Below are 23,082 nucleotides of genomic sequence, written 5' to 3' on the forward strand. Positions count from 1 at the left end.
GCGGTTTGGTCCCTATGCTGTTGACGGGAGGGTCTATGGGATAGAGACTGCTGGCTGCTCTGCCTGTTTCGGCGGGAGCCCCTGAGCGCCGGGGGGCGGGCCGTCATACCGGACGCCGCCTTCATCGCCCACGGTGGCGATGACCTGGCCGTTCTCGCCAGCGCCGTCCTTGGCCTCTTGGAGGGCTCCAGCTTGTCCCGAGCTGTACGGCAGACGGTAATACACTGCTGGCCCGGCCTCTGGCTTCAGAAGCGCCCATATGGCCACGTCAATCTCGATATCTGCACCAACCACGACATACCGCCCCGGAGGCGGCTCCGTAACGCGCGGCGAGCCTGTGGGGGCATAGACGGCTAGGGCAGCAACCGTGACGGCCAGAGGAAGCGCCAAGGCCAGCCAGCGGCCAGCATACCATGCGAAGACACAAAGCAGGATGGCGAGGGCAAGCCAGTCGGTCGCGAGCAGGATCACTGCCTGCCCCAATACCAGCCGGCCGCAACAGAGACCGCCAAGAGCACGAAGCACCCCATGGCGGCATACCAATATGCGTCGCCCATGCCTCTGGCGAATTCGTCAATGGTCATTGTCCTGCACTCCTCAACGGCTTGAACACCTTGTTCTCCGAGCCGGGAACGAGATTGCCGTGCCCGTCCAGCTTGAAGCGGATCACGGTTCTCTCTTGCTTCGCCCGAATCTCCATGTCGGTCTTGTCGAGAAGCGCGCCATTAAGCGAAATCTCGACATGCACCATGACCGGAGATGGGATGCTGTAGCCGTGCAGATTGATGACGAACTCTCCGGCCGGTGTTGAGCGGGCAAAGACGCTCTCGCAATTGATCGGGCTATCGTCGTTCACGATGCCCATGTCGTCGCGCAGCAGAGCCCAGACCGGCCCGGATTTGCGGCTGTAGCCGACTGGCTTGGTGTCCTTGGGGTCGGATACCCATACGTCAACGTCAGTGGGGCCGGGAGGCCAGCAGGCAAGGACGGCGATGGTGCCGGGCGGCGGGAGCGCTTCCTGATCCTTCGCAATCGGGTTGATCTGCGCGAGGACCAGCACGACAAGCGCCGTGAGGCCCAAGAGCATGTTCATCAAAAGGTCGCGGACAAGGACCGGGGTCATTTCCAGGCCAGAAATCCGCAGGCGAAGAAATTCACCCAGCACAGCGCAGACGACAAAAGCACCACAAGCGCGCGGGCATAATCGCCACTAGAAAGCGCGGTGATCGCGGCGCAAGTCAGCGCCAGAGCAAGTACCCAATTGACGATGCACGGAACAACCAAAAACCATTTGACGTGGAACATCATTTTGCAGTTCCCTCTATCACCCATGCATTGACGCTGATCCAGAGCGCCGCCACAGCCCCTACAAGCGTGCTACAGAAGGCAACACCCATTCCGGCCAGCAGAGACGCGGCGACCTTCTGGACGCCCTCAGCGGTCCCAAGAGAGCCGGTGTCGATGTTCTGGAGAGCGATGATGAAGCCGACGACGTTGCCGATGAGGCCGAGCGTCACCAGCCAGACCTCAGTGCGCTCTAGGTGCCCTGTCTTACCGAGGAAGACGCCGACCATAGAGGCAACGAACACCGCTGTGATCAGATAGCTGATGTGCGACACGTCATGGGTGAAGACGAAGCCGACGTATCCCAGCCACCACGCCCAAGCGAGGAAGCAAAGGCCGGCGAAATTGAGGATTGCGAGCCGGATCATTGCGCCGCCACCGTATTGGAGCAGCGAGGAAGCAGCATCTCAGCCGGGATGATTAACATGGTGTTGGTCTCGTCGCCCGCCGTTGGGGAAGGGACGCGGACGCGCTTCAGGTATTGGCGCAAGAGGGGCGGTAGGCTTTCGAGATAGAGGCTCCATATCTGGCGGGCGGACCTTACTGCAGCCTTGGTGCGCAGGGCTGTCTTGCGGTCAGACTTCATCTGAAAGGGCTTGTGGAAGCCGAACATCGCGCCTGGATCGGCGCAAGCCTTGATGCCGGTGAATTCCGTAAACAAAAACATGGTACACGCGGACATGCACCAGCCATGGAAATGGATCTCGGTTCCGGCGTTCGAAAGCGCCTTGTAGCGCTGATAGTATTCCGTGACGGAACCGCCGCCGTCGTTGGTGATGTGAACAATGGGCGGGGAAGGCATCGGCGCAGCGTGCGCACGAATGGTCAGGACTACAGACATGAACATGGCCAAGGCCAACGAAGCCAGCAGAATCGAAAACGCAACCCAGAAGCGCGGATGTTCACCCACGGCGGTATTCCTTCGATTTGAGGAGGGTAGGCTTAGTCCCGGTCGCGATCCCGGCCGGAGATTTTCCAGTAGAGCTGGACGAGCAGATACAGGCAGCCCAGGATCGGGAGCATGAGCGCGGCGGCTTGCGAAACTTCTGCGAGCGAAGGCAGCCAGAGCGGCGAGATGACGGAGGCGGCGGCTACAGTATTGGTCACTTTTTCCACCGTCATTTTCCCTCCAAAACGGAGGCTGCTTTCGTCAGCGCTCCATGGCGCCGCGCGCAGATTAGCAATGAGGTTCTGTCCTTGGCCCACAACCGCGCGATTTCGCCCTCTGTGAGGTCGCGCTCGGGGATGGCGACAACGCCAGCGCAGGCTTGCTTGAGCGATTGGGGGATTTTCGCGGTGACGGGCGGCAGGACGGAATGGCGATTGAATGAGGCGCAGCCGGAGAGCGCGATAGCAGCGCACAGGAGAAGGATCTTCATCGGCCTACCCCATTGAGCGCCTTGGCGACATTCTTCGACATCGCCGGCTTCTGGTCCGCGCCTTCGGTGTGGATGGCGGTTTCCAGCGCGACTTGCGTCTCGGCAAGCTGACCCTGAAGTGCTAGATTGTCGGCCTCGATCTGGTCTATCTTGCGCTGATCGGCGGCGACCTTGGCGAGCTGCTTAGCCTGGTCCTCTTCGCGCTGCGCCACCCATGCGGCGCGTTCATGCGATGAGCCATCGGCATAGCCCGCGTTGTATTTATGGGCGCTCCAGAGCAAGAACCCGCCACCAGCGACCAAAGCTATGACCGCATAGACGACTAGGCTGTCTAGACCGAGCGCGCGCGCTATGGCGGCAATCATTTCGGCATCCCCCAGAAAAAGCCCGCAAGAACCCACAGGACGATGAGCAGGCAGACGATGAAGCCTATGGTCGCGAGGCCGGCATAGAGGACGGTTGCGATCGCAGCAGCCATCAGCGTAGGCCCTTCCGGCAAAGAGCCGCCTCTTGCAGCCGGCGCGTCACAAGGCCCTTGATGACCTTGCCGCCAGCCTTCACGAACGAACCGAACGTGTTGCAGGCCGCCACGTAGTTCTTGGCATTGAGCTTTGCCGGCATGGATGACTTGCAGAAGCCGCCGACGCCGATGTTGTAGGTGAGCGAGAGTTCCGCGACGTAGATTTCGGCCGGGATGCCATCGGGGTCTTTGAGGCATGCCCGCATGCCGGCCTCATGCCTGGTCAGGGAATCGATGAACATCACGTCGCATTGCTCGCGGGTGAAGCGCATGCCCTTCTTGATGCCGGCCGTCTCGCCGCGACAAGCCGTCCAGACCCCGATCACGTCCTGATAGGCCACAAGGCGAAGGCCCTCGTAGCCGCCAACCGTGTTGACGGCGAGCGTGCCAAGCGCCGTCAGCGCCCCGGCTGCGCCAACCAGGCGTGTTCTCGTTCCCATGGGAACCTCTTGAGGTCGATGTGAATTGATGCGAGAAAGGCTGATGACAGAAAAAGACTCTCTCGAACCCCGCCCCTCAGTTGACGCTGAGACGTTGAAGAAGATCAGAGAGAGTCGAAAGGCTCCCGTCGAAGGCTCTGGCGCTTGGGGCGACCTTGCGGCCTATCCAGAGTACGCTCCGAGCGCTAAGCCGCCACGCCCTTGATAAGGTTGCTGATTAGGCGCTCGGATGAGCGGCTTTGTAGGCGGCTACCGTCGCCGCATCCCAGACGATATTGGCAATCCGGCGCACCTTCGCGGGAAGCGTTGCCGGGTCCATGTCGGGCGTGTAGACGACGCGGGTGATCCTCCGGCCAATGTCTTCATTGGTGACATCGTCATAAACGATGCGATCCATGCGGGCTTGCAACACGCCATCCGGCAGGATGTTCATGGATGTTTCTTGTCGTTCGGCGAGTGCCATCAGATACCCTCACACATGATAGACACCGATTACGCGAAACGTTGACCCATTGGTCGCATGCAGAACGCCGTTGGCAAGTAAAGTTGTCGCGTTTGAGGTTGCCGCCGCAGTGTTGCCCTCGACGACCAAAGTCGTACCGCTGACGCGAACGAGCATGTCGATGTATGAAGTCGTGGAAGCGCTCCAGCGGACAGGGAAAACGCCCGCGCCACCGGCAGATGTGAAGGGCAGCCCCGTGACAGTCAGATTATTTGCTGTAAGCGTATTCCCTGACGTATTCAGGATCAGAGTGATATCGAACTCGACCAATCGGCCGACTTTTGTATAGACGCCGGTCTGGTTTGAATATGAAAAGGTCGATCCGCTTGCTGAAAACGCAGGGGTAAACGTTCCTTCCTCATAGTCATCCAGGTCATTAGCGCCGGCAGAGGCAACCTGAGTTGCCGGGAAGGTGAGTGCGCCGCCAGTCAGCGACGGAACGCCCGAGAAGACGGCAACGCCCGTAACCGTCGGCGCCCCAGCGAAGACCGCTGCACCTGTTCCGGTTTCATCAGTCAACAGAGATCGAAGATTGGCCGAATTTGGTGTTGCGACGAACGTATCGAAGCCCGATGCCCTGGTGATGGCCGCCCAAGACGTAAGCGCCGACGCGAGCGGCTGATAGAGCGTATCAAAATAGGTCTTCAGCGTGGCCTTGATGTTGGCCCATGTTACCTTTTTGACGACGTAGGAAGCGGCGCTATCCGCCAGCGGGAATTCATCGGCATCGGCCGGCGTCGTCTTTGCCGTCGCTCCATGGATGTCGGTCCCGAGGGCCGGTGAAACCGTTTCCAGCGGCGCATGGACGGCGTTGCCGCTCGCCAGCAACTGGACGCGGATTTGCGTCCTGTCACTGATGCTCTCGATCGGGATGGGTGTAGAGACCATAAGACCTCAGAGGCATTGTAAAGCGCCCAAGCAACACGCATATTGTTGTTATGCGGCTCGGCGTTTTACTTTCAATTTTACTAATATTGGTGGCGGATCAAGCATCCGGCAGCACGTATGGCTTTACCGGAGCTTGGCCGAAGGGGTTCCGCATCCTCTGCCAGGACCATCCCGAGCAATGCCAGATCAGAACGGTGGCCAAGCCAGTCAACTACCTTCAGTGGGAAAGCACGCTAGAGGATGTCAATCGAGCGGTTAACCGCTCGATCAAGTATCGCCTCGACGTAGAGGACCACTTCGATGACGGCCCGGAATGGGGCGACTGCGACGATTTCGCGCTGACCAAGCGGAACATCCTGCTCAAGCGCGGATTCGATCCGTCCAATGTCCTGTTCATCTATGCCCATCTCCATGGGGAGAGCGAGGGCAACGACCACAACGTGCTTGCGATCCGCACTGACCACGGCCTAAAGATCATGGACAACATGACGGACGAAATCTACGGCTTTGACCGAATGATGGTTGATTGGGCCTACATGGAAGGCATTGAAAACCCAAAAGCATGGCTTTCTGCTGACTAGCGTCTACGCCGACCACGAGACGACAACCAGGTCATCGCCGCTGTCGGGGTTGCTTCCGGGGTTGGCGGTTATGGTGACGGACCCCGTGCCCAACCCTGATACATCAGCACCCGACGCGTGAATTGTCAGATCTTCTTGATACCTTGACGTTGCATTGGTCCACGTGGGGTCGATGGTGGAAATGTTTGTTGACCCCGTATAGCCTGCAAGCACAAAGCTCGGAGCGGTAGTGGCTATATTTACGATTACAGATCCAGAGGTTACTGATTGTTCGTCGCTGCCGGTAGCCACCACCGTGCTGTATTTGACGAGGCGCCAGACACCGAACGACACCGCGCCTGCACCACCGCTAAGTGTAATAGCCACCGTTGCCGTTGTTCCCGTAGGAACAATGGCGCTGATAATACCCACCCCAAGTCCGGTAACGCCACCTGTATGCCCGCGCTGAACGTGGATCGTTGCGGCCATCCCGCCGATCGTCGCACTGGTGATTGTTCGGTGGGAGGAGAATTCGTTCCAGTGGACTACTACAGCTACTCGGCGGCTGGCTGTTGCGGCCCCGATGTTGGCTGTTGCGGAGTATGGGAAACCAACACTGTCAATACGTTCAATGAACGCAGCCGAACGGGTCTCTCCGGACGCCGGAAAGCTTGTGAAGCCGGGGAGCATCAGGCCACCGCCTGGATGAGATTACCGAAGATGCGGTCGGTGGCAATGATGTGATAGAACAGCAGATCATTGGCACCAGCGGCCGTGCTGAGTGTCGGAGCTGTTCCGCCGGCGAATTCCCAGTCCGTGCCAAAAGAGAGGGTTCTTGATCCCGTACCGTCCTGCGCGATACGGATGACACCGGACTGCCCAACCTTCTCATTTGTCGGGTTCCCGAGAGCTCTGTTGCCGCCGAGCGTCACCACAGCATTGATGAATGTGGAGAAATCAACAGCGATCGTCGCTGCATCGGTCAATGTGACTTCAGCAGCGGCGCCCCACACTTGATCCACGACAAGCGAGCGCCCCGTGTCGGTGCCCACCCTATATTCCGCTGAGGTGGCGAATTCCGAGACACCCTTGCGCGTCGTGGTGGCTGTGACTGCCTGGAGGTTGGCGGGCGTGATCGCCCTCGCGGTATCGGTGCCTGTCTGCGCTTCGGCATCCGTCGCGAGTTCGAGGAAACCGGCAAACGTAGAAGTTCCGCCAAGCGCCGTGAGATTGCTCGGGGTTAGAACGCGAGAAGTGTCTGTTTTGGCCTGCGCTTCTGCATCCGTGGCAAGTTCGACAATGCCAGAGGCCGAAGTCGTGGCGGCATTGATAACAACAGTCGGATTGACCAAGATCCACCCGCCTGCCGCTGCATTGGCCGCAGTCGAATACTGCACCAGATAGACACCGCCGGCCTGGATTTCAGCACCAGAGAGGGCAGAGTCGCCGCTGGTGGTCATCTTGCGGATGGACTTGGCGCCAATCGAATTGACGTTGAGAGTTGCGGCGGTCGTGTTGTCTGAGGCTGCTGTGAAGGCAAGGAGTCGGCCGTTCGCATAGGTGGTGAAGGCTGAGTTCGCCGTCACCGTGAGCGCATCTGCCGTACCGCCAGCAGTGAGAGCGCCGCCGATATCGCCAATCAGTTCCGCAAGGCGGCCCATCATCTGGCGTGCGGAATTGTTCACCGTGGATGGGGCTTGTCCCTCAACCCAGTTGATGCCGCCGTCAGAAGTGGCGTTGCTTGCGGCGGTCGTGGACCAGTCGTAGATCGATGACATCTGGCTATCCCAAGAGGCGCTGTTTCAAGAGAATGTCGGAGATTGGCGTGGCCTGAAGCTGCTTGAGCAGGCTGTTTCCGGTCTGGCGGGCGTCACCCATCTGCTGGAAGCGAACTGGAGGCGCGTCGGGCGTATCGGCCAGTTTGGCGAAGAACTTTTGGAGTGGGGACTTTTCGTCTGAGGCCGCATAGGCTGCGACATCGGAGGGCACATCAGCAAGGATGCCGCCAGACCCACCGAAGGGCGCTAGGCCGGGCGCCTCGTACTTTGGCGCAGAACCTTCAATGCCGCCACCCAAGCCGCCGCCAGTTTGCCCCTCGACTGCCGAGCCATACCCCCCAGGTTGCGGGTTGTTCTGGACGAATTGGGCGGCCTCGGGGCTTAGAGGAGATGGCGCATTCCCGATGCCCATCATGCCTGTAACGCCCTTGGCCTTTGCCCCATACCATTGGCCCCAGCCCTTCCGCTTGGCTTCATCGAGAGCGAAGTCTATGCCGCCTTGCCAGTTCGTGCGCGGGTCTACGCCAGCGGCAACCGCCCGATCCCCCAAGCCAGCACCATTCCCACTGATGTAGAGTTGGAATGGACCGAACGAGTTTTCGAGGCGCCCGAAACGAGGGTCTTGGCTGCGCGGTGCTGGCCCTTCGCCATGACGGAAAGGATTGGCAAGGCCACCCTCACCACTCGCCACGCGCACGGCAATATCGGGATCAATGCCGCGCGCGGCGGCGGCCTGCCGGATGTAGGCTTCAAGGCTCATTGATGACCTCGGAGAGATGTACTATTTGTTTGGGGATGCAGATCGATCACGACCCGCAGGAACCGCCGCGAGACAGGACCGGCAACGGCGTTCTATGGCTAGCTGGGGGTATGGTTCTTGTTCTGTGGCTCGGGTTTTACTTCTTCGACATGCTTGACTGGCACTCTGCCGCCCTCGGGCTTGGGTCGGGCGTCGTATTCGTCGTGATCATGACAGAGATCACCGGCAATAAAGTCCCGCCGTGGATGCGCCGCTAATTTCCTGTGACTGCCAAAACGCTTGCCGGCCCGGCTATGCGCGACAGGACTGCGCTGTAGATTGCACGGCGGCCAGAGGCATTGAGGTTACGCGCGGTGCCCGTCGAGAGCAGAAGCCGAGCCGCAGCCGGATCGGTCTCCATAAGGGACTGCGACAGGCGGGTAAGGACTGACGGCGGCAAGCCGCGAGACTCGTTGAGTGCCTTCGTCACGCCAGCTATGACCGCTGCGACGGGCCTCCCCTGCATCAGGTTTGTCATGATGGTGGGGTCGAACTTGTTCAGATCGGCAGCATCCGCGAGATTATCGGCGGTCTTAGACCCGCCAAGCGCCGAATTGGCCGTCTCGAACATACGCTGTTCACGAGCAATGCGCGTGCCCATCTGGTCGCCACGTCCCGGAGCCGAGAAAACAGGGAACTCCTGACCCGTCTTCTCTGTCATCAGCATGCGCGCCTTGTTGGTTGTCGGCGAGTTGGATGCGCTCTCAACCTTAGCGATGAGCGGGTCCACATACCCAGCCCTGAATGCACTCTGTTCGGCGGGACTAAGCCCGTTGAAGGTCTGGATATTGTCTGGCGCGCGGGTGCGGCCCGATGCAGCGGCGCGGCCAGTATCAACCGCATTGATGGCGTTGCTCTGTGTACGGAATAGGTCGTTGGCCTGCCGGTAGCCCGGTGATGCGCCCTCTAGGGCAGCGTCCAATTGCCTATTGATCTGTCCGAGGATACGCGCCTGGTTGCCCTTCCCCGTCCGAACCGCCGTTTCGATCTGGTCTGCGATATCCTGCTTCGCTCGCAAAACAGAGTTGAAGTCGGAAACTTGGGACTGACCGTCTGTAAGCAGATTGCGCGCACGACGCACTGCGCCTTCCAAGCTGTCATCCGCGATACCAGAGCCAGGATTGACCAGCCTGTTGACGCCCGGCGTCAAAACATCATTGGCAGCGGCAATCGCGCCAGATACATCCACAGGACCAGCGCCTTGACGGGCAGCGGCATAGTTCACATCAGCAGCCGCATTGCGGGCGCCGGTCAGGGTCGCAGCGCGTTGGACTGCCGTATCGGGCGCAGCGAACCCCTCCGAGAGAGCGTTAGCCAGCCGATCGCCCTGGCCCATCTGACGCTGCTGCAAAGCCTCAACAAGAGTTTGCCTGCCTTCATGCGGGTTGCGCGCGGCAGTCGAGAGCATACGCTGGCCGGCATTGCCGAGAGCGTCAGCCAAGGTGAACATGCCCTGATTGTCGGCCTGCGCATCAGCCAGCGTTTGCGCTATCTGAGCAGGAGTGCGCCCCGAGCGCGACAGAGCTTCTGTCAACGCAGCATCGGCATAATTCTGCGGCTGGAGGCGAGCCATGATCGGCGCGATCAGCGGCTTAGCTGCAGCAGAAGCACCAGCCACCAAATAGGGGGCAACCGCGCCGCCAGCCAAGCCAGCAGCGCCACCAAGCAAGCCACCCTTGGCGCGATCGGCGGAGTCGCCGTTGGCATTGCCTGCACCGAGAAGGCCGCCATATAGCGCCCCATCAAGCGCGCTGCCGAGGGCGACTCTGCCAAGCGTCCCACCCGTCTGTGCCGCGTTCAATCCAAAGCCAGCGCCACCCGTTGCAATGCCCTGTGCAAGACCGCCACCGATCTGGCCGCCCAGATAAGAGCCGAAATTGTCTGCCTGCGCCTTCGCGTCATCGGCGCGCATTTCCTGCAGGACTTGCTTGCGCGGAACGCCAATAAGGGCAGAGCCGAGAAGAGAGGCAATCTCGTCGCCGAAGCCAAACGTGGTAGAGTTCGCAGCACCCATCGCCGCCGATCCCGAGCGGCTATAGTTGTTGGGGGAGAACCCGGGAACGCCTGCCGGCTGGCCAGTCTCGGTATTGACCGGAGTTTCCCGCGAGGCACCGTTACGGAGAGCCTGAGCGCGGGTAATGCCAGCCTGAGCGCGTGCGGAGGCTTCGGCTGTGCCATCGCTCTTGAAATCCTCCCAGGGCTTTTTGCCCTGAGACTGGAATTCTTCCCACGGAAGCGGCATTTAGTTCGCCTTTTCCCAGTTCGAAGGCTCGGAGGGATCGCCGCCCTTGAAGCGGTAGCCGTAGCGGGTTTCTCCCACGGTTGGGGCCTTCTTTGGTGCGCTCTGCGGGCCATTGGCTCCAGGCGTAGTGGTTCGCTGTGCGGGGCCAGTCATAGCCGGGACAGGATCAGCCGATTGATAGAGGCTCTGGACGGCAAGCTGCCGATTGGCCGCCTTTTGCTTGATCACATCCTCGCCGTCGCCGGGCTGCGGGAAGTACTGCTGGCGCGCATTTTGGAATTCGGATTCGCTGATGGCCGCGCCCGATTCACGACGGAGGACGGCATTGATGAAATCGCGCTGCGCCTGGTCGAACTGCTGGTAGTCGTTGCTGACCAGATAATTGCCAAGGCCGAACGGCGCCCCAGCCATTGCATTCTGCCCCATTGACGACCCGGCCGCCGTGACATTGGGCTGAGATACGATTTTGTCCGCCTCCTGTGCGCGGACGGCAAAGCCGCCCGCCTTGCGCATGTCCTCGCTGTATTTCGGCCCAGTTACCGGGATGTTGCCGCCCTGTTGAGGTGCCTGCTGCGGCTCGCCAACAGGTTGGGACGGGCCGCCATTCGCTGGCTGCTGATAAAGCCCCTGTGGCGTCATAAAGATGATTTCGCCGTTCGGGCCGGTTACAGTCTTGCCTGCGGCGACGTTGGCCGCCTGCTCCTTCGTCAGAAGTCCCTGGCTGATAAGATAGTTCAGGCCCTGAGCGTCCACGCTCTTGCCGGTGAACATTTCCTTGCCAGTGTTCTGGTCGCCCGGATAAACAGGCTGGCCAGTATCGACATAGCGCGGCGTGCCGTTCGCGTCGTTTCGAATCTCACGCGCCTTCTTTTCGCTGAAATCCGCCAGCACCTGATAGGTATTGGGATCAACAAGGCGTCCGTTAATCTCGATCGGCTTCTGCCCTTGGGATCGCGCGAGGATGTAGGAGCGCAATGCACCCTTATCCGAAGCAAGCACCGTCGCCGTACCCGGATCGAGGCCTTGGGACTGAAGCCAGCCCACCGTGCGATTGCGCGCGGATGCTTTCGGCGCGAAGATATCACCGAGGATGCCCAAGCTGCCACCATTCGAGGCGGGCGCGGCCTGTGGGGCGCCTTGCGGCATCGGCTGGGCCTGCGGAGCCTGCTGGGGCGCGAACGCCATTGGCTGGGCTGTCTGCGGCTGCTGTGCGCGAAGCGCATTCGGGTTGTTGTGATCCCCGACCTGCGGCACGCCCATAGGCGCGGCCTGCTGGGTGCCGTTCGGGTTCAGGATTGCAGCAAGGAGCGACTGAAGGTCCACCGCGAGACTCCTTTAACCGGCCATCGGGCCGCCAAGGCCGCCGCGACCATTGCCGCTACCCCCATGCCTTTCTTCGACGGGCTTCTTTGGTGCTGCCCCAGGCGCGGCCATGGCGGGAGTGCGTGCCAGCATCCTTGCAACGGTCGCGGCCTGCGCCTGCTCAACACTTGGCGACAGTCCCGGATACTGGGGTGCCGAGATGGGGGCGATCGGCGTCTGCATGTAGCCATGGAACGGCGCGTTGGTGCCGGGTGTGACGGCGCCCATCGGGGAGGCGCCCATCTGCGGGGTGGATTGAGTGGAGCCGCCCATTTACTTGCCTCCGAACAGGCCGCCGATGGCCCCAAGAGCGCCAAGCGGGTTTGAGGATGAGGAATGCCCGGTCTGCGTGCCATAGTCGCCAGCCGCACCGGCTGCAGCCTGTTGAAGCAGGCCAAGCCGGGTCCAGTCCTGATTGTCCTGCGCGTACCAGGAGCTAACAAGGTCACTGAGTTGCCGCTGCGCCTGCGTATCGAGCAAGCCGCCAGCCTGCAGCGTGGCATTCGCCCCGGTGAGCGCGTTCTGGAATTGCTGCTGATCCTGGCCCGACATCGCATTGGTTGCGCTCAGGGCACGATCGAGGCCGGCATTGCGTGATGCGTCCAACTGGTTGTTGGCGGCCAGCATGTTCTGGCTGTCCTGATTGAACTGGTTCATCAGGACGTTGGAGCGGATGTTGCCGAGCTGGTTGGTGAGAACGCCGGTATTCGCGCCCGAACCATAGCGCCCTGCCCCGGAAAACTGGCTCTGGACCTGTGATGCCGTCTGATCGAGCTGACCTTTCAGCGCATCGTTGAAATACGGGTTGCCATTGGCGAGATAGGAGCCATTGGCCATATTCTGGAGATTTTGCTCCGAATAGGACGGGCCGGCCGAAGCGGCGCCAATTCCTTCGAAGAGCGGACGGGTGCCAGCCGTGTTGGTGTTCGCGCCGGCCGTGGCAAGCTGGTTGATGCCGCCAACCGTCGTGCCTGACAGATCGGCTACAGTCGGCCCGGTATAGGTGTTCCCACCAGCGCCGGAATTGTAAATATTCTGCGCTTCGGTGGCAGACTGCTTGAACAGCGGTTCGGCCCATTTGGGCGGGCTGTTCGTCTGCGTCGAGCTAGTGGATGTTCCCATCGGCTTCTACCTTGGTCTTGCGGTAAAGCACCGCGAATGGCTTGTAGCCGTACTGAGCAAGGAGAGGCTTCCAGCCCTCCCGACCCTCCACGGCGAAAACTCCACAGTTCTGCTGTTCGGCCCACGCTTCGACGGCGGCGCACAGTTCAGCCGCGTAGTTATGGACATCGCGCCCGGCGAGGTCGCAGAGCGTGGCAATTCTCTGGCCGGTTGCATCGACGGTTCGAATGGACGACATGCCCATCGAGACGAACCTGTCGCCCTCAAGGATGAGCCAGAGCGTTTTTCTCCCGCTCAGGAACTCCTGAAACAATGCCGCCGTCGTGACATCGCCGGGGAAGCGATCAGCTAACCGGCCCATCTCATGGACCACATCGGACAGATATGGCCCGAGCCGATCCAGATTCCATTCGCTGGCGTTGTAGATCGTGTATTTGCTCAACGCCGCCCCGCCGGCTGCGCTGTGATGTCTACGCCCTGCGCCTGCGACCAGTCCTCGCCGGCAGGGATTGTCACCCTCACTCGCTGGAACCTGGCAGCGCTCAGTTTGTCGAAGCGGCCCGTTGCCGATGTTGCAGTGATCTCCCCAGTGTAGGAGACCGTCTGCCCGCGCTTGAACCGCGTCCCGATCGCTATCGTGCAGTTGTCATTGTCCACCACCGGATAGACCGACGAAATCAACGTCACGCCGCCTGTGATGTCGCCCTGCTCCTGCGTGGTAATGACGGCCTCTTTCGGCTGGCCGTTGAAGAAGCCCATCTGGTAGGTGCTGTTGAACGCCGCAAGGACAGGCGCGCCGCCCTGCCAGACCTTGGAATCGAGCGAATAGGGCAGAGCGTCGAGACTGGATGAAACCGCATCCAAGCCCTCAAGCGTGTAGCCAGCCGTCGCGGCCGGGAAGATGCCGTAATTGACCTGGCTGGCCTTCGACCAACGCTGAAGCAGCCAATCATAGGTCAGAATGGTGTTGAACGAGCCCGTTCCGCCGATGTCCATGGTCCAGTAGGCGCGGGAGTAGAACGGATCAATTGCCCCAACCATCGAACCGATGTCGGAGGACGCCAACTGCCCGAAAATCGTCCTCGAAACCTTCTCGAAACCGATATCGGCAATCGAGCCATCCGCCGCGATCTGGAAAAACGAACCCTCATCCGCGAAGAAGGTATTTTCACCCCGAGAGGCGATCGAATAGGGCGATTTTGCGCCTCGTTTGTCGTGGATCTTCACGAATGAGAAGATGATGGACGAGCCGGGAACGAAGGTGCCCAGATAAATGGCCCGCTCCATGAAAATCAGCGGGTTTGTCGCCCGCGATGATCCTTGAACCGCCCCGCCCTCCGGAAAACTCTGCGTGTCCGAATTGTCGGTGCCGATCGTCCAGCCGGTGATATCGTTCAGTGCCGACCAGTGGACCGCGCTAGCGTCGGTGGCGAGCTGCATCAGGCAGAGGAAATCGCCCCATGCCTTGACAAAGGCTGCCTTCGGAGGGGAGCCGGCCAGATTGTCGAAATCGGTCGAGACGCCGAGGTGAAAGACCTGTGGATTGTCGTTGATGTTGACCGCGACGACGTACTCACCAAACTGCTCAAAGCACCACTGCGCATCGTCGTTCGCGGCATAGGTCGTGGCAGATTTTGACACGTCCTCCCAAGTCAACGTCGTGTTGTCGAGCTTCCACAGCTTGGTTGCGGTGCCGGCAAAGGTGCTTACCTGTCCGCTCAGGCTGCGCGCCTGGAAATAACCCAAGGGCTTGGCTGATAGTGCCGAAGTCAGGGCGGAAAAGTCGGGGAACGGAATATAGGAGAAGGTCGAACACAGGACGTTGGACACGTCGCCTGTCGTCTGTCCGTTCAGTTCCGCCTTGTCGGGCTCCCATGCCGCAAACAGGACAGTGGTCACGGATACCAGCCAGTGAGGTTGTTCAGCGGCCACCAACGCTGGCGCTGGAGCATCGTATCGACGGTCAGTGATGCCCGCTTGTTCTTGGAGATCGCGGCGCGAACCGATGGCAGGGCGCTATTGAGGATAGAAACCCACCGTGCGGCGGCAGGATCGTCCTGAATGAAGATCCCACCCCAGACGAGAACCGCTGCGAGATACACGTCAGGATGGTTGGTCAGCAGCCAGTTGGTCGGCGCGCTGTCCGAGAGGGCGAATTTCTGGCGATAGCGGAAACGGAATGGATAGGCCTGATCGAGCGGGCAATCAAAGTCGATATTGGTCCCATCAATCGCCCAAAAGCGCGGGAAGCCAGAGTTCACGCGGTAAGGAAACGTGCCATCGGCCTGTGGCGTAAGTTCCACCTCATCGCGGCTGGCCTCTGCCAAGAAAAGGCCGATCGGAACGACGCAATTCAGCGACGAAATGTCGATGGAGCGGGAATCGAGCGTCCCGGTGATGGTCGCGTCAGTCTCGACGGCGCCGATCTCGCGGTTCAATGCCGCTTCGGCCAAGGAAATGCATTCCTCTGCCTGCGTGGCGACATCCGGCCGCGTCATCCAGTTGGAGAGCGCGGTCTTCAGCTCTGAAAAGTTAGTGATTGCCATCTGTCAGCCCTTCGGCAGGATCACCCCGGCGCGACCGTCTTTTTGCAGTTCGCGACCTTGGCTCTTGGCCCATGCCGTGACCTTGGGGCCGATCACGGCGTCACTGGCGTCGTCGTAGAGAATGACCTTGCAGCGCTCTCCGAAGCGGTCGAAGAAACCCATGCGATCCCCGAGGACGCGTGGCGGCCCATCGACAAACGCCAGCCCGAATTCCGCCGGCAACTCGTCGGTGAGGTCGTACCAGCCGTCCTTGAGATCGGCCGTCACAAGAATGATGTTGTCCGAAACCCCAGCAACCGCCGCCATCTGCTCAAGCTTCTCGGCAAAGTGCGGGTCGTGCTCGATGCACCAGACTTCTTTGCCGGTGGCAGCCATGGCGATGGTCGAGAGCCCGGAGCCGATTTCGAGAACCGGACCATCTGAAGACCGCGCCAGAGAAGTGGCAACCTGAAGCACGTCGGCCGAAGCCGCCCATTTGTTGCCGATTGAACGAAACGCCTCTTCAAAGGTCGAGAGCTTTGCTTTCCTGGTCTGGATCTGCTCAACTATCCACGCCAGAGACGTCCCATTGCGGCGCCGCAGAGACGCGCCGAGCGTGTCTTTCAGCACAGCCTTGCCGCAATGGCCAAGCTTCAACTCCGGGATGGCAAAAACCTTGCCGCCCATCTCGCGCCAGACCATGCAGAAACGGATGTCGCCGCCTCGCCGGCCACCGCCGTAATAGTCCCGTTCGAACAGGACTGGGTGCAGGCCGTCGTTCTTGAGGAAATGCTTGGCGGTGGTGGCCATGTCCTCAAGCACGCGGCGCTTGATCTTCATGAAGCCGGTCGGAAGCCCTTCGACTTCCAGAAGGCCATCCTCATCGACATCGTTGACGCCGGTCAGCATACGCACCGGCATGTTTTCCTCTTCGCTCTCGCGCCGGTAGGGATAGACCCCGCCGACAAGATCACGGTCGGTCTGGCAGAGCGTCACCAGAGCATCCGGTTCCCACGACACATCGGCATCGAGGAACACCAGATCGGTGCAATCGGACTTCAGGAAGTCGCCGACAACGGCATTTCTGCCGTCATCAACGTGGCAATTGCCTTGAAGAAGATAGTAGGCTGACTGAATGCCCGCCGCCGTAAGCGCCTCTCGGCTTCTGGCGATGGAAAACACATAGGATGCATCCGGGCTGTCATAGACAGTGGTGGCAAGCATGACCTTCTGCCCGGAAGCAGAAGGCCCGGCATCATAATATCTGAAGGACACCGGGCCTCGCTTTTCAGGTCGTGACGATCAGGCCGAGATTGACCAGGGCAACCATCAGGCGGTTGGCCTTGGCTTCATTGAGCGTGGTCGTTGCCGTCGCGGTGTTCGGCCAGGTGACCGAGGGGCGCGCGATCGGCGTCGAGAGGGCATAGAATGCCAGTTTGTCCGTTGCGGACTGCCCGATGCGAGTGCCGGCCGGGCTACCGTCAGAGAGCTGCTTGACAGCCATGGGAGTGGTTCCTTGTGAATGGAGGGAGAAAACGGGGCCGGAGCCCCGTCAGGATCAGGTGCCGCTGATGCGCAGAGCCAGCCGGGGATCGATCGCCTTGACGCCGTACAGGATGTCCAGACGCCAGGCGCTTTCGTCGTTCACGCCGTCATAGACCGGGATCACGCGAACGCTGGTGCCCTTGTAGGTCTGGCGGGACACGTCCACGGCGCCGGGAGGCGACACGAGCGGGACCGAGACCAGGGCAAAGGCGTTCTTGGTGAACATCATGTTCTGACGGTAGTTGGTCGCCGCTGTGCCGACAGCGGTGATCGCTGCCGTGTTCAGGTCGGAAGTGCCCGAAGCAACCGCGACGTTCTGGAAAGCACCAGACCAGATCATGGCCGGATAGAAAACCAGCGTGTTGGAGCTGTAGGAAATGACCGTGAACTGCTTGGCGAAGCCCAAGTCGGCCTTCGACACCGGGTTGACCGCGTTCACGTTGGCAATCGTGAACACGTCGCCGGCATTGAGGTTCAGCGACGCAACCGTGATGGTCTGCTGCATCGAGTCCTTGACCGAGGCGTAGGTCGTGGTGGCCGAGGTGATCGACTGGTTGACCGTGCCGGAGACATCCGAACCCACAAGATGGGTCGGGACGTTCTGCGACATGTAGGTGTCAACGCCGCCGATCATGCCCAGCGAGCCGTTGCGATAGGCGCCCTTGGCCGCGTCCTGAATGTAGAGCGCGGTCTGCGAGCCAAGCAGGCCCCAGTGATCGGCCGGCGACAGAACGGCGCTGCGGCCATCTTCCGGCACAGCATATTCGTCCAGACGCTGGGGGCCCAGCGCGAAGTCCGCGTAGCTGTTGATCGTCTGGCCGGCGGTGCCGACCCAGTTGGGAACGTACTTGTAGAGGCCCATCAGGTCACGATCGACCTGGTTGGCAAGCTGGACCATCGCCGGCTTGATGATGCGCTCGGACAAGTCCTCGATCTTCAGGGTGAGGTCCTGCGACGAGAACTTGAAATCGACGCCCTTGCGCTGGTTGACGACAATCGTGGTCTTGCCTTCCACGGCGTCCTGAACGGCCATGACGGCGCCGTCGCGGACGGTGTAGTCGGTCGGCTTGCGGATCGAGATCGTGTCGCCGACGTTGTAGCCGTTGACCTTCTTGTCGAACTCGTTTTCGTAACCGCGAAACACCTGTTTCGCCATCACAAGGTTGTTGTCGAGGATCATCACTGCCTCTTTGGCAATGATGTCCGCAGTCAAAGTGGTGTTAGCCATGGTAGTTCCTTCGGTCGGCCTTGGCCGCGCTGGGACTGGACGTCATCCGACGTTCAATCGAGGGTGAGGTTTACCGCCTCGCCGCTTCCTGCTTCTTGCGGTGCGCTGCGTACTCCTCCATCGACATGGCGCTCAGGCTCTTGGCGGCTGGCGGGTTGGCCTTGGCCGCGACGACCTTCAGAGGCTCAGTCGGCGGAGGTTTTGGGGCGGATGTTGCTGGTTTGGTGTTGAGGGCCTGGTGGCCGAGCCATGCGAGATGAAGCGTGCGGTAGATCGCGGGGTTGTATGCCGATTTCAGCATGTCCCACGTAAACCCAAGCTCCTTTGTCGCGAAGTCCGTGACCTTCGCATCGATCTCTGGCGTCCAGCCCTTGATTTTGGTCTCAGCGTACTGGCGGGTTTCCTGTAGGCGCCTGGCAGAATCCTGCTGCGCCTGAACAGTCCTCGCGTTCTGCTTTTCGTTCAGGTGATTGGCGACCTGAGAGCGCGCCGCCTGCAACTGCTGCCACTTGCGGAACCCGGCTTGGGCGGCCAGCGGGTCCGTCTGTTCCCACGCGTCCCAGTCCACATTGTCGTAGGACTTGAGGTCGCCATCAATGGCGATGAGCGCTGCGCGGGCGTTCATCTCCTCGTCACTCGCCTTGAACTGCTGGTCGAGACGCTGCGCGCGCTCTTCCAATTCCTTGCGAGTGGCTGCGACTTCCTGGGTCTTGCGGGTATAATCGGCATGCATCAGCACGCCGTCCTTGAGGCCTTTCGGCCCCTTTATTTTCTTGCCGTCCCAGTCGAATTCCTCAAGGTCTTCGTCTGGCTCGGGTGCTTCGGGCGGTTCGCCGTCCGCGAGTTCCGGCGGATTGGGCTCCATCTCCTGTTCGATTGCCGGGGCTTCCGGTTCTACTGGGGCAATAGGTTCCTGTTCACCGTCCATGGGTGCACTCCTTTCGGTTGGTGCAGTTGAAAAACTAGGCGAGCAACGCGTCTATGGTGGGCGCGAATGCCGCTGCCCAAAGCTGTTGCCCGGCATCGTTGAAATGCACGATGTCGATCCAGTAGGTCGATGACCACGCCTGGAACTGCGATATCCCGTCGAGATCGACCAGAACCGTCCCGGTCTTCAGGCTGGCATAATTGGCCTTGAGCCATGTGTTGTAGTCGATGCGGGCCTGGTTCTGCGGCGCCGTCGATGTGTCACGCAATGGCACTGTGGCGACAACCAGAGTTTGGTTCGCATTGAGACCAGATGCGTAGGTCTGGATGGATGTCTGCGCTTGCGCTGCTGTCTGGTTGGCGGTGAAGTCGTTGATTGCCGGGCCGCCCATCACCACGATGTTCTTGGTGTAGGCGGCATCGTAGAGAGCCGCTACGCGAGCGGCTACGTTGGTGGCCATGGTCGAGAGCGTCTGACCGCCAACGCCCATGTTGACAGCGTGGATGGATTTGCCTGTGCTGCTTAGGTATTTCTTGACCCACGTCTCGTTCAACGTGCGGCCGGCGCCTTGTGTGCGGCTGTCCCCGTCGAAGATGACGAGATTGCTCGCCGAAGTGAGCACGTTGCACTGAGCGTAAAGCGCGGTCTCAACCAGGAGGCAATCCGCGTCAGAGAGCGCGGCGTTGTAGATGACGATCGCTATGAGGTCGAATTTGCCGTCGAAGCTGGCGGTGGACGAATGGCTGCCAACGGCGATGCCGGTCTCCGGGCCGGCGGTGGGCGCCGTGGAAAGAAGCTGTGTCGAGCCGTTGACGGCGAACTGCTTGCCGGCGGCACTACCCCTCCAACGCAAGACGTGAGGTTGGGCGCGGGGCATCTTGCGGGTGGAATTGAATGGCGACGAGTTGTTGCCGCGAACGCCAACGTTGGTGGTCTGAGTGAACAGGGAAAGCGTCGTCGCGGTGTGCGGCTGACGGAAATAGTAGTTGTCGTTGAACGAGTGCGTCGGCGCGAGGAGGAAGAACGAGGTGAACGCCGACTTTTCCGTTGCCGGGCCAGTGGCACACACCATGTTCTTCGACGTGACGCCTACAGCGAGATCTGAGCTGTCGAAGTGGACGGCTGGACAACCGGCATACTTGAGATTGCTCGCGGCAGGCTGATTGGCCTTGGTCGCCTGGGTGATATGGTTGCCGTTGCCGGTCTGATCGTAGAGCGTTTTCCAGTTGTGCGTGCCGAGGCCAATACCCGAGACGTCGGCAAACTTGGTGCCGAAGGCGACGTCCGCCTCCACATCGTCAGAAATGCGCTGGGTTCGCCCCGCAGCCCCAGCATAGGCCGAGATAAGCTTGGACGTCCCCACCACGAACGACGGGGACGCTGAAACGGTAGGCAGATATGTCGGATTGGGCGGCGCTGGGGCGCCTCCTGCGCCAAGCCCCATGCTGCCCAGACCGCCAAACCCTAGGCCGAGCATGTTAGTAGTTCAATCCCACAATGTTGGTGGCCGTCGTATTGGTGGACATCACCCGATCGCATTTGAGCGGGATGATAGTGCCGGCCGGCACACCGGAGAACGTAACAGCGGTGCCGTTCACCGGGCGCAAGGCAAGATCGCCAGTGCCGCCGACATAGACGGCGTTGAACAGGACCGCCGTGCTGTCGCTTTTCGTGACGGCGGTCGCATTGCACGCCGTGATGGGCTCAACTGGGCTTGCCATTCGGAACTACCTTCGGTTGCGCGGCAACGGCTGCCGCGTGCGTCTGTGCCTTGAAGAACTCGATTTCCTTGTCGGCCTCGATCTTGGCGGCGGCGACTTCCTTTTCGGACTGCAGCTTGAGCAACTGAATTTGCTGATCGGCCTGCAATTCCGCGATTTTCGCGCTCTGGTCCTGCTTGAGCTTCTGGTTTTCCTCAGAAAGCTTTTGCACCTGAACTTGCAGTTGTTGCATCTGCTGCTGCGCCTGCTCAGGGAGCTTGCCCGAGGCCATAGCTTCCATCTTCTCAGCGATCTTGTCGGCGCCTGGCCAATCGAGGTTCTTCGCCAGCTCAGGGCCGACGATCGGAGCGGATTCGGGGAATGCCCGGATCATCTCAGTCATCTGCGCTGCCGCTTCCTCGCGCCTGGAGGTGAAGCTCGGGCCTGTCGTGACAGTCAGATCGTACTTGCCGGCCGTGAGATCGTGCATGGCCATGATGGCCTGCTGCGTCTCCGGATCAACCATTGGCTGGCCAGTCTCCGGATTCTGTGCCGGATAGGGCTGGTTGATTGGCTTTGCCTGCTGTTCGCCGTCCTCGCCGATCACGCGGATGACGCGCTGGCCGGAATAGACCTTTGGAATGAGATCGATGAGGATCCGGCCCGTATGACGTATGGCACGGGCCATATTGTCGATGAAATGGAAGGTTGAAACGTCGCCTTCGCGTTGACGGGCCATGATTGCCCGGCCTGAAGTCTCATTCGAGCGAGCCCCGAGCGAAGCGTCATAGAGTCCGATGATAGACTTGATATCGTCCGAGGCATTCAGCGCCTCCTGAAGCGCGCCAGCGGCCGTTCCCATGTCCAGGGGCTGCCTTTGCGGCGGCTGCTTGCCCTTGGAGTATTCGAGATAGGCGTGGCTCTTGGTGTTGGCCGTCTGCCAGCGGTCCTGGTCAACGTCGAAAGCGCCCTCTTCGCCGATGAAGGGAACTTTCGGGGCAAGCGCGACCAGTTCGGTCGAAGCCGTGCGCCAGTAGTTGAACATGCGCTGGGCATCGATGGCGTTGTGGATCAGCGAGCGGAAGTAGCGCTTGCCCTCCACATCGAACTCATCCCCATAAACCGGGATGATCGGGATATAGCGACCCGGCCATTCCCTGGTTTCGAGGATTTCGGCGCCGGTCATGAAGCGCTGCGTCACTTTGCAGGACTTCGACACGCGCTCGCCGGCAATCTGGACCACGTTGGCGCTCAGGAGCGTCTGAAACTCGGGCGTTTCCAGATCTTCCTTGTCGTGTACTGACCCATCGGAGAGCAGCACGATCGGCCGCTCGATATCCTCACGCGTCCAGTACTCGGCAACAGTGACGGTCTCGCCATCGCGCCATGCTTCGCCGCATGACTGCCAAGACGTATCGTCCCAATCGACTTGGGCCTTGTCGCCCCATTGAGCCTTGAATTGCTCCTTGGTCAGGCGATCGACAACGAAAGCCTTGTCCCAGTCGGAACTGTCGGCTTCCCTTGAATTCGGATCACCGTAGACCGAGAACGGATTAGACACCCGCTTGATGCAGATGTCCATGTCGAAGGCGTCGTCGTAGGAATAGTCCATGCCGACGCGGATATAGCCAAAGCCGCCAGTGACAGCGCATTCGGTGGCCGTGTCGTAAGCCGTGTCCGCGTTCGAGGTGTATTCGATGTTGCGGATCAGTCCGTTGATGACATCGGCCGTCTCGGGATCGGCTCCACTATCGGCCGCATGCACCTTGATCGACGGCTTGTTCTGCCGCGCATCGTTGACGACCTGGCGAATGAAGGTCGGGAGCTTGTTGACCGTCAGGCAAGGACGCCCATCGATCTGCCGCTGCCTTACGACATCGGACGGCCACTGCTCACCGAGGCGAGCGAATGTGATGTCCTCCAATGCCGTGGTGCGATTGAGGTTTTCCGCGTCGAGACAATCCTGAAATGCGTCTTTTGCCGCCTTCAGGATGTCGTCATCGTCGGATTTCTTCTTGGCTGCCATCAGGAACGCTCGCGCTCGCTCAATATCCCCGCGGCAGCGCAGAGCACTTCAAGGCTTGGAACGTTCGGCATGATTTCCGTATCAGCGCCAATGCGCCGGCATACTTCTACAGCCTGCCTCAAGACATCCTCGGGCATATCTGCCAGTGCACCGTGAAGCTTCATCTTCAGGACATGAAATGCGGAATTCATATG

Annotated in this window: 31 protein-coding genes; 2 read left to right on the forward strand and 29 right to left on the reverse strand. The window is 60.4% G+C overall.

What is annotated here, in order from left to right; genetic code table 11:
- Window positions 1-33 precede the first annotated feature (33 nt).
- The 11 genes from EN786_RS12390 to EN786_RS12440 form a co-directional block, all read right to left on the reverse strand.
- The gene (locus EN786_RS12390) at window positions 34-471 is read right to left on the reverse strand and encodes a hypothetical protein (protein WP_135908409.1); all 438 of its coding nucleotides are present in this window, start codon (window positions 469-471) and stop codon (window positions 34-36) included.
- A 109-nt stretch (window positions 472-580) separates the two neighbouring features.
- The gene (locus EN786_RS12395; RefSeq protein WP_135908411.1) at window positions 581-1,096 is read right to left on the reverse strand and encodes a hypothetical protein; all 516 of its coding nucleotides are present in this window, start codon (window positions 1,094-1,096) and stop codon (window positions 581-583) included.
- A 23-nt stretch (window positions 1,097-1,119) separates the two neighbouring features.
- A complete protein-coding gene (locus EN786_RS12400; protein WP_135908413.1) occupies window positions 1,120-1,308 on the reverse strand; it encodes a hypothetical protein in 189 nt (62 codons plus the stop codon).
- Window positions 1,305-1,712, reverse strand: coding sequence for a MotA/TolQ/ExbB proton channel family protein (locus tag EN786_RS12405; RefSeq protein ID WP_135908415.1), 408 nt, complete (start codon window positions 1,710-1,712; stop codon window positions 1,305-1,307). The genes EN786_RS12400 and EN786_RS12405 overlap by 4 nt, the downstream gene beginning before the upstream one ends.
- A complete protein-coding gene (locus EN786_RS12410; protein WP_135908417.1) occupies window positions 1,709-2,254 on the reverse strand; it encodes a hypothetical protein in 546 nt (181 codons plus the stop codon). The genes EN786_RS12405 and EN786_RS12410 overlap by 4 nt, the downstream gene beginning before the upstream one ends.
- Window positions 2,255-2,286: 32 nt before the next feature.
- Window positions 2,287-2,466 carry a hypothetical protein gene (locus EN786_RS12415; RefSeq protein ID WP_135908419.1) on the reverse strand — a complete coding sequence of 60 codons (180 nt, stop codon included), beginning with the start codon at window positions 2,464-2,466 and terminating at the stop codon, window positions 2,287-2,289.
- Window positions 2,463-2,723 carry a hypothetical protein gene (locus tag EN786_RS12420; RefSeq protein ID WP_135908421.1) on the reverse strand — a complete coding sequence of 87 codons (261 nt, stop codon included), beginning with the start codon at window positions 2,721-2,723 and terminating at the stop codon, window positions 2,463-2,465. The genes EN786_RS12415 and EN786_RS12420 overlap by 4 nt, the downstream gene beginning before the upstream one ends.
- Window positions 2,720-3,088 (reverse strand): hypothetical protein, encoded by a 369-nt coding sequence (locus tag EN786_RS12425; RefSeq protein ID WP_135908423.1) that lies wholly within the window; start codon window positions 3,086-3,088, stop codon window positions 2,720-2,722. The genes EN786_RS12420 and EN786_RS12425 overlap by 4 nt, the downstream gene beginning before the upstream one ends.
- Before the next feature lie 112 nt (window positions 3,089-3,200).
- Window positions 3,201-3,683, reverse strand: coding sequence for a lysozyme (locus EN786_RS12430; protein WP_135908425.1), 483 nt, complete (start codon window positions 3,681-3,683; stop codon window positions 3,201-3,203).
- 217 nt (window positions 3,684-3,900) lie between these two features.
- Window positions 3,901-4,116: a hypothetical protein gene (locus EN786_RS12435; RefSeq protein ID WP_189524283.1), complete on the reverse strand. Its 216-nt coding sequence runs from the start codon at window positions 4,114-4,116 to the stop codon at window positions 3,901-3,903.
- Between the two features lie 39 nt (window positions 4,117-4,155).
- Entirely contained in the window at window positions 4,156-5,073 is a 918-nt protein-coding gene (locus EN786_RS12440) for a hypothetical protein (protein ID WP_135908429.1), read from the reverse strand.
- Window positions 5,074-5,123: 50 nt separating this feature from the next.
- Between EN786_RS12440 and EN786_RS12445 the strand changes: the two genes are divergently transcribed.
- Window positions 5,124-5,654, forward strand: a complete 531-nt coding sequence (locus tag EN786_RS12445; protein WP_135908431.1) for a transglutaminase-like cysteine peptidase — start codon at window positions 5,124-5,126, stop codon at window positions 5,652-5,654.
- Window positions 5,655-5,657: 3 nt separating this feature from the next.
- On the opposite strand, the gene EN786_RS12450 is transcribed toward EN786_RS12445, so the two are convergent.
- The 11 genes from EN786_RS12450 to EN786_RS12500 all read right to left on the reverse strand — a co-directional run bounded on the left by EN786_RS12450 (window position 5,658) and on the right by EN786_RS12500 (window position 16,271).
- Entirely contained in the window at window positions 5,658-6,323 is a 666-nt protein-coding gene (locus EN786_RS12450) for a hypothetical protein (protein ID WP_135908433.1), read from the reverse strand.
- Entirely contained in the window at window positions 6,323-7,411 is a 1,089-nt protein-coding gene (locus EN786_RS12455; RefSeq protein ID WP_135908435.1) for a hypothetical protein, read from the reverse strand. Before EN786_RS12455 ends, EN786_RS12450 begins: the two co-directional genes overlap by 1 nt.
- 4 nt (window positions 7,412-7,415) lie before the next feature.
- Window positions 7,416-8,171: a hypothetical protein gene (locus EN786_RS12460; protein ID WP_135908437.1), complete on the reverse strand. Its 756-nt coding sequence runs from the start codon at window positions 8,169-8,171 to the stop codon at window positions 7,416-7,418.
- Between the two features lie 253 nt (window positions 8,172-8,424).
- Window positions 8,425-10,452: a hypothetical protein gene (locus EN786_RS12465; protein WP_246688729.1), complete on the reverse strand. Its 2,028-nt coding sequence runs from the start codon at window positions 10,450-10,452 to the stop codon at window positions 8,425-8,427.
- The gene (locus EN786_RS12470) at window positions 10,453-11,775 is read right to left on the reverse strand and encodes a hypothetical protein (RefSeq protein ID WP_135908439.1); all 1,323 of its coding nucleotides are present in this window, start codon (window positions 11,773-11,775) and stop codon (window positions 10,453-10,455) included.
- 12 nt (window positions 11,776-11,787) lie between these two features.
- Entirely contained in the window at window positions 11,788-12,042 is a 255-nt protein-coding gene (locus tag EN786_RS12475) for a hypothetical protein (protein ID WP_135908441.1), read from the reverse strand.
- A gap of 45 nt (window positions 12,043-12,087) precedes the next feature.
- The gene (locus EN786_RS12480) at window positions 12,088-12,936 is read right to left on the reverse strand and encodes a tail fiber domain-containing protein (protein ID WP_135908443.1); all 849 of its coding nucleotides are present in this window, start codon (window positions 12,934-12,936) and stop codon (window positions 12,088-12,090) included.
- Complete coding sequence (locus EN786_RS12485) at window positions 12,920-13,378, reverse strand: hypothetical protein (RefSeq protein WP_135908445.1); 459 nt, start codon at window positions 13,376-13,378, stop codon at window positions 12,920-12,922. Before EN786_RS12485 ends, EN786_RS12480 begins: the two co-directional genes overlap by 17 nt.
- Window positions 13,375-14,835, reverse strand: coding sequence for a hypothetical protein (locus tag EN786_RS12490; RefSeq protein WP_246688730.1), 1,461 nt, complete (start codon window positions 14,833-14,835; stop codon window positions 13,375-13,377). Before EN786_RS12490 ends, EN786_RS12485 begins: the two co-directional genes overlap by 4 nt.
- On the reverse strand, window positions 14,832-15,482 hold the full coding sequence (locus EN786_RS12495) for a hypothetical protein (protein ID WP_135908447.1): 651 nt from the start codon (window positions 15,480-15,482) through the stop codon (window positions 14,832-14,834). Before EN786_RS12495 ends, EN786_RS12490 begins: the two co-directional genes overlap by 4 nt.
- A 3-nt stretch (window positions 15,483-15,485) precedes the next feature.
- Complete coding sequence (locus tag EN786_RS12500) at window positions 15,486-16,271, reverse strand: class I SAM-dependent methyltransferase (protein ID WP_135908449.1); 786 nt, start codon at window positions 16,269-16,271, stop codon at window positions 15,486-15,488.
- Between EN786_RS12500 and EN786_RS12505 the strand changes: the two genes are divergently transcribed.
- Complete coding sequence (locus tag EN786_RS12505) at window positions 16,251-16,592, forward strand: hypothetical protein (protein WP_135908451.1); 342 nt, start codon at window positions 16,251-16,253, stop codon at window positions 16,590-16,592. The two genes, EN786_RS12500 and EN786_RS12505, sit on opposite strands and share 21 nt — an antisense overlap.
- Window positions 16,593-16,749: 157 nt before the next feature.
- Here the strand turns inward: EN786_RS12505 and EN786_RS12510 are convergent, their stop codons facing one another.
- From EN786_RS12510 to EN786_RS12540, 7 genes are all read right to left on the reverse strand, one after another.
- The gene (locus tag EN786_RS12510; protein WP_135908453.1) at window positions 16,750-16,965 is read right to left on the reverse strand and encodes a hypothetical protein; all 216 of its coding nucleotides are present in this window, start codon (window positions 16,963-16,965) and stop codon (window positions 16,750-16,752) included.
- Between the two features lie 54 nt (window positions 16,966-17,019).
- Complete coding sequence (locus EN786_RS12515) at window positions 17,020-18,234, reverse strand: P22 phage major capsid protein family protein (RefSeq protein ID WP_135908455.1); 1,215 nt, start codon at window positions 18,232-18,234, stop codon at window positions 17,020-17,022.
- 70 nt (window positions 18,235-18,304) lie between these two features.
- Entirely contained in the window at window positions 18,305-19,162 is an 858-nt protein-coding gene (locus EN786_RS12520) for a hypothetical protein (protein WP_135908457.1), read from the reverse strand.
- A gap of 34 nt (window positions 19,163-19,196) precedes the next feature.
- Window positions 19,197-20,639 carry an SGNH/GDSL hydrolase family protein gene (locus EN786_RS12525; RefSeq protein WP_135908459.1) on the reverse strand — a complete coding sequence of 481 codons (1,443 nt, stop codon included), beginning with the start codon at window positions 20,637-20,639 and terminating at the stop codon, window positions 19,197-19,199.
- Window position 20,640: 1 nt separating this feature from the next.
- Entirely contained in the window at window positions 20,641-20,883 is a 243-nt protein-coding gene (locus EN786_RS12530; RefSeq protein WP_135908461.1) for a hypothetical protein, read from the reverse strand.
- Entirely contained in the window at window positions 20,867-22,888 is a 2,022-nt protein-coding gene (locus EN786_RS12535) for a portal protein (RefSeq protein ID WP_135908463.1), read from the reverse strand. Before EN786_RS12535 ends, EN786_RS12530 begins: the two co-directional genes overlap by 17 nt.
- Window positions 22,888-23,079, reverse strand: a complete 192-nt coding sequence (locus EN786_RS12540; protein WP_135908465.1) for a hypothetical protein — start codon at window positions 23,077-23,079, stop codon at window positions 22,888-22,890. Before EN786_RS12540 ends, EN786_RS12535 begins: the two co-directional genes overlap by 1 nt.
- Between the last annotated feature and the right edge of the window lie 3 nt (window positions 23,080-23,082).

Source organism: Mesorhizobium sp. M4B.F.Ca.ET.143.01.1.1 (genome assembly GCF_004792275.1).
GTDB classification, from domain to species: domain Bacteria; phylum Pseudomonadota; class Alphaproteobacteria; order Rhizobiales; family Rhizobiaceae; genus Mesorhizobium; species Mesorhizobium abyssinicae.